This window comes from Geodermatophilus chilensis, from assembly GCF_002802985.1.
GTDB lineage: Bacteria > Actinomycetota > Actinomycetes > Mycobacteriales > Geodermatophilaceae > Geodermatophilus > Geodermatophilus chilensis.
In genome coordinates this window covers 1-8,201 of sequence record NZ_NVPT01000201.1, presented here as the reverse complement: position 1 = coordinate 8,201, position 8,201 = coordinate 1, and the positions used below count along the sequence as shown (strand labels likewise).

Genomic DNA, 8,201 nt, shown 5'->3' with positions numbered 1-8,201 from the left:
AAACGGTCTCTTGACGTGAGGGCGCGTCGGCAGGCTCAGCAGTAGATACGAGCCGACCCCACCACGGGCGCCACTCGCGCGACCGCCCCACCCCCCGCCCCGGAGGACGCCTCGACCGGGCAGCTCATCGGTCAGCTCACCGAGCAGATCAGCCGGCTGGTGCGCGACGAGGCCCGACTCGCCCAGGCGGAGGTGACCCAGAAGGCCAAGCGGCTCGGCGTCGGCGCCGGCCTGTTCGGCGGTGCGGGTCTGGTCGCCTTCTTCGGCCTGGCCGTGCTCATCGCCGCCGCCGTCCTCGCCCTGGCCGAGGCGCTGCCCGGCTGGCTGGCCGCACTCATCGTCGCCGTCGTCCTCTTCGCCGTCGCCGGCGTGCTCGCTCTGATCGGCAAGAAGGACGTCGACAAGGGCACCCCGCCGGTGCCCACCGAGGCCATCGCCAGCACCAAGGAAGACATCGCGACGGTGAAGGAGAGTGCGCGCCGGTGAGCACGCCAGCCAGCTCGGGCGAGGACGGCAACGACCGGACGACGTCCGGCAACACGACCCCCGCCGACCCCGACGCCATCAAGTCCGACATCGAGGCCACCCGCGAGCAGCTCAGCCGCACCGTCGACGAGCTGTCGCACCGGCTCGACGTCCCCGAGCGTGCCCGCGAGAAGGCCTACCGGGCGCGCGACACCGCCGTGGAGACCTACCGGGAGAGCCCGCCCGCGGTCATCGGCGCCGGCGCCGGCGTGGCCGCGCTGCTGGGCCTGCTGGTCTGGCGCCGCCGGACGAAGGACCGCCGGGTCGCCAGGCGCGAGGCGAAGCGGGCCGCCAAGGTGGCCGCCGCCCGCAGCGCCGCGGCGGAGAAGGCGGCCCGCAAGAAGGCGCGCAAGGCGGCGAGGAAGACGACGAAGCAGGCGGCGAAGGCCCGCCGGGCCGCGAGGAGGACGAAGTGACCAGCAGCAAGGGAGCCAAGCTCGTCTACCGGCCGATCGGCCTGCTCGGCGGCGTCCTGGCCGGCGTGATCTCGGGCGCCGTCTTCAAGCAGGTCTGGAAGCGCGTGGCCAACGAGGACGACGCGCCCGACGCGCTGCAGAGCGAGTACCGCATGCGCGAGGTCGTGCTGGCTGCGGCCCTGCAGGGTGCGATCTTCGCGGCCACCAAGGCGGCGATCGACCGGGCCGGCGCGCGCGGCTTCACCAAGCTGACCGGCAACTGGCCGGGCGACTGACGTGGCAGGCACCCGACACCGCGACAGCGCCGTCGACCGCATCAAGCAGCGGGTCGAGGAGAAGGCGGCCCGCCGGGCGGCGGCCCAGGCGGCGGAGGCCCGCGGGCCGCACCCCCGGGCCGACCAGCTGCCGCCCGGCGCGCCGAGCGAGCAGCAGCTGCCCGGCATCACCGCGGACAAGCCGACCGAGATCCCCTGGCGGGGCTGGAAGCAGATCGTCCGGCGCGCCTGGGCGGAGAACAACGCCGACAACATGCCGATCATCGGCGGCGGCGTCGCGTTCTTCGGCTTCCTGGCGATCTTCCCGGCGCTGATCGCGATGATGAACATCTACGGGCTGGTGGCCTCCCCGGAGACGGTCGCGCGGCAGGTCGAGGACCTCTCGGCGCAGCTGCCCGAGAGCGCCGCCGACCTGATCGGCGACCAGCTCAACGCCATCGTCACCAACAGCGGAGGAGCGCTCAGCTTCGGGCTGGCCGCCTCCGTGCTCGGCGCGCTGTGGAGCGCCTCCGGTGGCGTCGGCAACCTGGTCACCGCGGTGAACCTCGCCTATGACGAGGTGGAGACGCGCGGCTTCGTCAAGCGCAAGGCGATCTCCCTGGGGCTCACGCTGGGCGCGATCCTCTTCGTGCTGATCACCTTCGCGCTCGTCGCGGTGGTCCCGAACGTCCTGGACGCGCTGCCGCTCGGCCCCTTCGCCACCGTCCTCGCGCAGGTGGTCCGATGGGTCGTGCTGCTCGGCATCTTCGCCGGGTCGCTGGCGGTGCTGTACCGCGTCGCCCCCGACCGGGATGCCCCGCGGCTGCGCTGGGTGAGCCTCGGCGCCGTCGTCGTCACCGTGATCTGGGCTCTCGTCAGCCTCGGCTTCAGCATCTACGTCGACAACTTCGGGTCCTACGACAAGACCTACGGCGCCATCGCCGGCGTGATCGTGCTGATGCTGTGGCTGTACCTGACCTGCTACCTGATCCTGCTCGGCGCGGAGATCAACTCCGAGGCCGAGCACCAGACGGCGGAAGACACCACCGAGGGCCCGCCCCAGCCGATGGGCCAGCGCGACGCCACGATGGCCGACTCGCTGCCCGACCCGCCGGTGCCGACCAAGGAGTCACACCCCCGCAGTTGAAAAAGGACCCCCCTGCCCCCCACCGCTCGCAGGCTCGCGGCGGGACCCTGCAGGAGGGCCTCAGCGGACGTGTGAGGGGACGAAGGGCGGCCGCACGACCTGCACGGTCTGCGGCCGCCCGCGCACGTCCACGGCCAGCTCGGCGCCCTCCTCCACCCCGGCGGCGGTGTCCAGCAGGGCCAGGGCGATGCCGGTGCGCAGGGACGGCGAGAAGGTGCCGCTGGTGACCTCGCCGACGCGGGCGCCGTCGGCGTCGAGCACCGCCATGCCCGGCCGCGGGATGCCCCGCCCCGTCGCGCGCAGCCCCCACAGCAGCCGGGCCGGCCCGGCGTCCCTCTCCGCCAGCAGCGCCTCCCGGCCCCAGAACGCCGGCTTGCGCCAGCCCACCGCCCAGCCGGCCCGGGCCTGCACCGGCGTGATCTCGGTCGAGAGCTCGTGGCCGTGCAACGGGTAGCCCATCTCGGTGCGCAGCGTGTCGCGGGCGCCCAGCCCGCACAGCCGCAGCCCCTCGTCCTGGCCCGTCTCCACCAGCACGTCCCACAGCTCACCGGCGCGGTCGGCGCCCACCAGCAGCTCGTAACCGTGCTCGCCGGTGTAGCCGGTGCGGCAGACGGTGACCTCGGCGGAGCCACCGCCCACCCCGGTCACGAAGGACATGTACGGCAGCTCGCCGGGCAGCCCGAGGAACGCCAGCAGCTGCGGCGACCGCGGCCCCTGCACGGCCAGGACGGCGACCTCGGTGTGCCGGTCGGTGACCGTCACCCCGGCCGGTGCGGCGTCGGCCAGCCGGTCCACCACCTCGGCGGCGTTGGCGGCGTTGGGCACGAGCAGGACGTCGTCCGGACCGTGCAGGTAGACGATCAGGTCGTCGACCACTCCCCCGGCCCGCGGGTCGCCGTCGGGCAGGCAGCACATCGTGTACTGCGCCTGGCCCGGCCCGATGCGGGACAGGTCGTTGGTCAGGCAGCTGTCGACGAAGGCCGCCGCCCCCGGTCCGCGGACCGTGGCGGTGCCCAGGTGCGAGACGTCGAACAGCCCCACGCCGGTGCGCACGGCCTCGTGCTCGGCCAGCACCCCGCCCCCGGAGTACTCGATCGGCATCGACCAGCCGCCGAAGTCGGCCAGCTTGGCGCCGGCCGCGACGTGCCGGTCGTGCAGGGGGGAGGTCAGCGGGGTCACGGACGGCACGCTATCGGTGCCGGCAGTGACCGGGCGTGAGCTCGCGAACGGTGGGGCGGCAGGGCGGCCCCCTGCAGGGGCCCGCCGTGAGCTCGCGAACGGTGGGGGCAGGGGGGTCCTTCTAGGATCGAGCGGTGCCGCCGACGATCTCCGCCACCGACCGCCCGCTCGAGAAGCTCTCCGCCGACGCCGTCGTCGTCGGCATCGGCAAGGGGCCGGACGGCCCGCTGCCCACGCCCGGCGCGGAGGCCGTCGACCGGCTGCTGGGCGGCCGCCTGCTGCCCGCCCTCACCGACCTGGGCGCCCGCGGCGCCGAGGACGAGGTGACCCGGGTCGCCGCGCTCGGCCAGGGCCCGTTCCCCGTCGTCGCCGCCGTCGGCCTCGGCACGCCCCAGACCGGGGGCGGGTACACCGCCGAGGCGCTCCGCCGGGCGGCCGGCGCCGCCAGCCGGGCGCTGTCGGGTCGTGGCTCGGTCGTCACCCTGCTGGCCGCGGTCGGCGGGACGCCCGACGAGCTGCGCCTGCACGCCGTCGGCGAGGGCAGCCTGCTGGGCGCCTACGACTTCACCGCCTACAAGTCCGACACCGCCGGCCGGCCGGTCCCGCCGCGGGAGTTCACCGTCGTCGTCCCGGACGCCGGGGCCGCCAAGGGGCCGCTGGAGCGCGCCCGCGCCGTCGCCGACGCCGTCACGCTGGTGCGCGACCTGGTCAACACCCCACCCAACGACCTGCACCCCGCCGAGCTGGCCGCGCGCGGCGCCGCCGTCGGCAAGCGTGCCGGGCTGGACGTCGAGGTGCTCGACGAGGCGGCCCTGGCCGCCGGTGGCTACGGCGGCGTCCTGGCCGTGGGTGGCGGCTCGGCCCGCGGGCCGCGCCTGCTCCGGCTGACCTACCGCGGGAAGAAGGCGCGCAAGAAGGTCGCGCTGGTCGGCAAGGGCATCACCTTCGACAGCGGCGGCCTGTCGATCAAGCCGGCCGCGAACATGCACCACATGACCAGCGACATGGCCGGTGCGGCCGCCGTGATCGCCACCGTCTGCCTGGTCGCCGAGCTGGGCCTGCCGGTCGAGGTCACCGCGACCGTGCCGATGGCCGAGAACCTGCCCAGCGGCACCGCCTACCGCCCCGCCGACGTGGTGACCTTCCGCAACGGCAAGAAGGCCGAGATCACCAACACCGACGCCGAGGGGCGCGTGATCCTGGCCGACGCCCTGGCCCGGGCCGCCGAGGACTCCCCCGACGCGATCCTGGAGACCTCCACGCTCACCGGCGCGCAGCTGGTCGCCCTGGGCTCGCGCACCGCCGGCGTGATGGGCAGCGACGACATGCGGGACGCCGTCGTGGCCGCCTCGGCCCGCAGCGGCGAGTCGATGTGGGCGATGCCCATGCCGGCCGAGCTGCGCCGCGGGCTGGACTCGCCGATCGCGGACTTCGTCAACGCCAACGCCGACCGGATGGGCGGCATGCTCGTCGGGGCGCATTTCCTCGCCGAGTTCGTGCCGGCCGGGCTGCCGTGGGCGCACATCGACATCGCCGGCCCGAGCTACAACACCGGCGCGCCGTGGGGGTACACGCCCAAGGGCGGCACCGGCGTCCCGGTCCGCACGCTGCTGGCCACCATCGAGGACCTCATCGCCAGGTGACGTGCTGGAACGGCCCCCGTCAGGGTCCCTCCCCGAGCCTGCGAGGGGAGGGGGGACGGGGGTCCTTGTTCCAGTCCCGCATCCGCTGCGGGTAGCCGGTCACCTGCGCGTCGTAGACGGGGATGCCGAGCTCGCGGGAGAGCCTCCGGGCGGTCTCCGGGCCGTCGATGCGGCGCCGCGTCCACTCGCCGTCCGCGGCGACCAGGACGATCGTGGTCTCCGTGACCGCCGTCCGGGGCTCGACGTACCCCTCGACGCCGCGTCGGCTGGCGACGAACTGCTCGAGGTGGGTGACGTCGGCCCGTCCGGAGCCCCGGTCGAGCGTGCCGCGGCCGGGTGCCCGCCCACGCAGTCGGCTCCACAGCCCCATGTCCGCTCCCGTCCGGCCCGGGTCGCGCTCGCGCCGCGACGTCCGCGCTGGCAACGGTGCTGCCCACCCGCGCGTTCCCGGAGTGGCAGGATGGGCGCGGACCATCCCCCGCCCGTGTGAACGCGGCGGGACCCCGGCATTCGAGGAGACCTCGTGAGCTCACCCACCTCCCCCGCCGACCTGGTCATCCTCGGTGGTGGCTCGGGTGGCTACGCCGCCGCGCTGCGCGCCGCCGAACTGGGCATGTCCGTCGTCCTCGTAGAGAGGGACAAGGTCGGCGGCACGTGCTTGCACCGTGGCTGCATCCCCACCAAGGCCCTGCTGCACGCCGGTGAGGTCGCCGACCTGGCCCGCGAGGGCGAGCAGTTCGGCGTCAAGACGTCACTGGCCGGCATCGACATGGACGGCGTCAACAGCTACAAGGACGGCGTCATCTCCCGGCTCTACAAGGGCCTGCAGGGCCTGATCAAGAGCCGCAAGATCCAGTACGTGGAGGGTGAGGGTCGGCTGGTCTCCCCCACCGCGGTCGAGGTCGGCGGCCAGCGCTACGAGGGCCGGCACGTCCTGCTGGCCACCGGGTCCTACGCCCGCTCGCTGCCCGGCCTGGAGATCGACGGCAACCGGGTGATCACCAGCGACCACGCGCTGGACATGGACCGGGTGCCGGCCTCGGCGATCGTCCTGGGCGGCGGCGTCATCGGCTGCGAGTTCGCCAGCGCCTGGAAGTCCTTCGGCGTCGACGTCACCATCATCGAGGCGCTGCCGCACCTCGTACCGCTGGAGGACGAGTCGTCCTCCAAGCTCCTCGAGCGCGCCTTCCGCCGCCGCAAGATCGGCTTCGAGCTCGGCAGCCGGTTCTCGGGCGTGCAGAACACCGAGAACGGCGTCAAGGTGTCGCTCGAGAACGGCAAGGAGTTCGAGGCCGAGCTGCTGCTGGTGGCCGTCGGCCGCGGCCCGGTCAGCCAGGGCCTGGGCTACGAGGAGGCCGGGGTCGCCATGGAGCGCGGCTACGTGCTCGTCGACGAGTACCTGCGCACCAACGTGCCCACCATCTCCGCCGTCGGCGACCTGATCCCGACCCTGCAGCTGGCCCACGTCGGCTTCGCCGAGGGCATCTTCGTCGCCGAGCGGCTGGCCGGCCTCGAGCCCGCCCCGATCGACTACGCCGGCGTCCCGCGGATCACCTACTCCGACCCGGAGGTCGCCTCGGTCGGTCTCACCGAGGCGCAGGCCAAGGAGCGCTTCGGCGAGGTCAAGACGCTCACCTACGACCTCGGCGGCAACGGCCGCAGCCAGATCCTCAAGACCGCCGGCGCGGTCAAGCTGGTGCAGGCCGTCGACGGCCCCGTCGTCGGGGTGCACATGGTCGGCAGCCGGGTCGGTGAGCTGATCGCCGAGGCGCAGCTCATCTACAACTGGGAGGCCGAGGCCGACGACGTCGCCGCCCTCATCCACCCGCACCCGACGCAGAGCGAGGCCCTGGGCGAGGCCCACCTCGCGCTCGCCGGCAAGCCGCTGCACGTGCACGGCTGACCTCCGCACCACCCCTCTCACCCACCTGCGCCCGAAGGAGCCCTCCCCCGATGCCGACCTCCGTCACCATGCCCGCCCTGGGCGAGAGCGTCACCGAGGGCACGGTCACCCGATGGCTCAAGCAGGAGGGTGAGCAGGTCGAGGTCGACGAGCCCCTCCTCGAGGTCTCGACCGACAAGGTCGACACCGAGATCCCGTCGCCGGCCGCCGGCGTGCTGACCAAGATCCTCGTGTCGGAGGACGAGACGGTCGAGGTGGGCGCCGAGCTCGCGGTCATCGGCGGCGAGGGGGACGGCGGCGCGCCCGCCGGCGGCTCGGACACGGCCGCGGCCCCCGCCCAGGAGCAGGCGCCGGCCCAGGAGGCGCCGGCTCAGCCCGAGCCGCAGCCGGAGCCGGCCGCCGCCGCGCCATCGGCCGGCGACGGCGCGGCCTCCGGTGGGGGCTCCGGCGACGGCGCGGGGACGCCGGTCACCATGCCGGCGCTCGGGGAGAGCGTCACCGAGGGCACCGTCATCCGCTGGCTGAAGTCGGTCGGCGACGAGGTGACCGCCGACGAGCCGCTGCTCGAGGTCTCCACCGACAAGGTCGACACCGAGATCCCCGCGCCGGTGTCGGGCACCCTGCTGTCGATCTCGGTGAACGAGGACGAGACGGTCGAGGTCGGCGCGCAGCTGGCGGTCATCGGCTCCGGCGCGGCCGGCGGCGGTGCTCCGGCGCAGGCCGCGGCCCCCTCGGCCCCGGCTCAGCAGGAGCCGCAGTCGCAGGAGGAGCCGCGGGAGGCGGCGCCTCCCGCGCAGGCGAGCGCGCCGACGCCGCAGGCCGACCCGACGCCGCAGCGGGCGCAGCCGTCCTCGGAGGCGCCCGGGGCGGACTACGGCTCCGGTGGCGTGCTGCCGAGCACCTCGCCCACCGACGCGCCCTCCCCGGCCCAGGCTGTCGCCCCCCAGGCGCCCCCGGCGCCGAAGGCTCCGGCTCCGGCCGGTGACGGCGGCGGGCAGTACGTCACCCCGCTGGTGCGCCGCCTGGCCGCCGAGCGCGGCGTCGACCTGTCCTCGGTGACCGGCACGGGCGTCGGCGGGCGGATCCGCAAGCAGGACGTCCTCGCCGCTGCCGAGCAGGCGGCCGCCCCGGCCC

The 8,201-nt window shown here is 74.5% G+C and carries 9 protein-coding genes; 7 read left to right on the top strand and 2 right to left on the bottom strand.

Going from position 1 to position 8,201, the window contains the following annotated elements:
- Nucleotides 1-45: 45 nt before the first annotated feature.
- From CNO22_RS23675 to CNO22_RS23660, 4 genes are read left to right on the top strand one after another with little or no spacing between them, the layout of a single operon-like run.
- Entirely contained in the window at nt 46-486 is a 441-nt protein-coding gene (locus CNO22_RS23675) for a phage holin family protein (protein ID WP_100501714.1), read from the top strand.
- Nucleotides 483-941 carry a DUF3618 domain-containing protein gene (locus tag CNO22_RS23670; RefSeq protein ID WP_100501713.1) on the top strand — a complete coding sequence of 153 codons (459 nt, stop codon included), beginning with the start codon at nt 483-485 and terminating at the stop codon, nt 939-941. Before CNO22_RS23675 ends, CNO22_RS23670 begins: the two co-directional genes overlap by 4 nt.
- Nucleotides 938-1,216, top strand: coding sequence for a DUF4235 domain-containing protein (locus CNO22_RS23665; RefSeq protein WP_100501712.1), 279 nt, complete (start codon nt 938-940; stop codon nt 1,214-1,216). Before CNO22_RS23670 ends, CNO22_RS23665 begins: the two co-directional genes overlap by 4 nt.
- A 1-nt stretch (nt 1,217) precedes the next feature.
- The gene (locus CNO22_RS23660) at nt 1,218-2,342 is read left to right on the top strand and encodes a YihY/virulence factor BrkB family protein (protein ID WP_100501711.1); all 1,125 of its coding nucleotides are present in this window, start codon (nt 1,218-1,220) and stop codon (nt 2,340-2,342) included.
- 60 nt (nt 2,343-2,402) lie between these two features.
- Here CNO22_RS23660 and gcvT read toward each other — a convergent pair whose 3' ends face one another.
- Nucleotides 2,403-3,521, bottom strand: a complete 1,119-nt coding sequence (gene gcvT / locus CNO22_RS23655) for a glycine cleavage system aminomethyltransferase GcvT (RefSeq protein ID WP_100501715.1) — start codon at nt 3,519-3,521, stop codon at nt 2,403-2,405.
- Between the two features lie 134 nt (nt 3,522-3,655).
- Between gcvT and CNO22_RS23650 the strand changes: the two genes are divergently transcribed.
- Nucleotides 3,656-5,164, top strand: coding sequence for a leucyl aminopeptidase (locus tag CNO22_RS23650; protein ID WP_100501710.1), 1,509 nt, complete (start codon nt 3,656-3,658; stop codon nt 5,162-5,164).
- Nucleotides 5,165-5,183: 19 nt separating this feature from the next.
- Here the strand turns inward: CNO22_RS23650 and CNO22_RS23645 are convergent, their stop codons facing one another.
- Nucleotides 5,184-5,534, bottom strand: a complete 351-nt coding sequence (locus tag CNO22_RS23645) for an oxidoreductase (RefSeq protein WP_100501709.1) — start codon at nt 5,532-5,534, stop codon at nt 5,184-5,186.
- Between the two features lie 153 nt (nt 5,535-5,687).
- On the opposite strand from CNO22_RS23645, the gene lpdA reads away from it, so the two are divergent.
- Nucleotides 5,688-7,067 carry a dihydrolipoyl dehydrogenase gene (gene lpdA, locus CNO22_RS23640; protein ID WP_100501708.1) on the top strand — a complete coding sequence of 460 codons (1,380 nt, stop codon included), beginning with the start codon at nt 5,688-5,690 and terminating at the stop codon, nt 7,065-7,067.
- Between the two features lie 50 nt (nt 7,068-7,117).
- On the top strand, nt 7,118-8,201 hold a 1,084-nt coding region (locus tag CNO22_RS23635), incomplete at its 3' end, for a biotin/lipoyl-containing protein (protein ID WP_198588563.1).